Annotated in this window: 2 protein-coding genes; both read left to right on the top strand. The window is 74.1% G+C overall.

The features are described 5' to 3' along the window. The coding region (locus tag FVW20_RS16610) for an SAM hydroxide adenosyltransferase (RefSeq protein WP_196610461.1) at nt 1-398 on the top strand (398 nt) is incomplete at its 5' end. After that, nucleotides 395-986 (top strand): adenosylcobinamide-GDP ribazoletransferase (locus FVW20_RS16605; RefSeq protein ID WP_196610460.1); only part of this gene is annotated, 592 nt, incomplete at its 3' end. The genes FVW20_RS16610 and FVW20_RS16605, both read left to right, overlap by 4 nt.

Below are 986 nucleotides of genomic sequence, written 5' to 3'. Positions count from 1 at the left end.
TCGCCCCGCTGGCCGCGCGCCTGGCGAGCGGCGAATCCCTTGCCGCCTTCGGCGACCCGGTGCTGCCCACCGATCTTGCCCGCCCAGCGTGGGCCGTGCCCCGACGCGAATCGGACGGCGTGCATGCCGCCGTGCTGCACGTGGACCGCTTCGGCAACGTGGTCCTCAACCTCTCCCTGCGCGAATGGGACTGGCTGGCCGCCTGCCGCCTGCACCTGCCCGACGGCACCCTGATCGACATCGCCCGCGCCGCCACCTACGCCGACATTCCCTCCGGGCGCACCGGCCTGGTGGCGGGCAGCCAGGGCTACCTGGAACTGGCGGCGGACAAGGCCTCTGCCGCCGAACGGCACTGGCTGCACCCCGGCGCGGAAGTGCTGCTGGAGGAGTGCCGGTGAAACTGGCCCCCCTGCTGGCCGCCCAATGGCGTGCCCTTGTCCTGTCCACGGGCTTCCTGACCCGGCTTGCCCCGGCCCGCGCCGCCACCGACGCCGAGATGGCCGCCGGGGTGGCCCATTACCCGCTGGTGGGGTTGCTGGCCGGGCTGGTATGCGCCGGGCCGTTTCAGCTTGGGCTGCTCGGCGGGCACCCCTGGGTGCAGGCCCTGGGCTACGCGGCCCTGCTGCTGTGGGCCACGCGCGGCCTGCACTGGGACGGCTGGGCCGACCTCATGGACGCCTGGGGCAGTTCCGCCACCGGCGACCGGTTCTGGGACATCCTGAAGGACAGCCGCATCGGGGCCTTCGGGGTGCTGGGCATCGTCTTCGGCGTGCTGGGGCAGGTGGTGCTGGCCCACGAGGTCATCACCATGGGCCGGGCCGGGGCGCTGGTGTGGGCTCCCATTCTGGGGCGCGCCGCCTGCGTGGTGCTGGCGGCCTGCGTACCCCCCGGCCCCCGTTCCGCCCTGGGACGCCTGACATCAGCCGGGGCCACCCACATGACCGTGCTGTTCTGCTCCGGGGTGGCCGCCGCCACCGGCGTGGCCC

It is taken from the genome of Nitratidesulfovibrio oxamicus (genome assembly GCF_015731765.1).
Taxonomy (GTDB): Bacteria; Desulfobacterota; Desulfovibrionia; order Desulfovibrionales; family Desulfovibrionaceae; genus Cupidesulfovibrio; species Cupidesulfovibrio oxamicus.
This window is presented reverse-complemented; position numbering and strand designations above follow the sequence as displayed.